1 protein-coding gene is annotated in these 290 nt (G+C 50.7%); it reads left to right on the forward strand.

What is annotated here, in order from left to right:
* The coding region (locus tag AC5WOE_RS20020; RefSeq protein WP_496053353.1) for a condensation domain-containing protein at positions 1-290 on the forward strand (290 nt) is incomplete at both ends.

Here is a 290-nt window from a genome sequence, read left to right on the forward strand (position 1 = left end):
TTGAGCTACTGGAAAGAACAGTTGTCCGATTTGCCTGTCCTCGATCTTCCAACGGATCACCCAAGAGGACAGGAGCAGACGTTTGCAGGAGCGACGTATTCGGTGGTTTTACCAGAAGAAGTTCGAACTGGATTAACCCGGGTGTCCCAGCAGCATGGGATGACGTTTTTTATGACGGCCTTGACCGTATTTCAAACGTTATTGTCTCGATATACCGGAGCTGCTGATGTGGCAGTAGGAAGTCCGATCGCGGGACGATCGCAAACAGAATGGGAAGGGCTCATCGGATT

It is taken from the genome of Shimazuella sp. NTD248 (assembly GCF_059510395.1).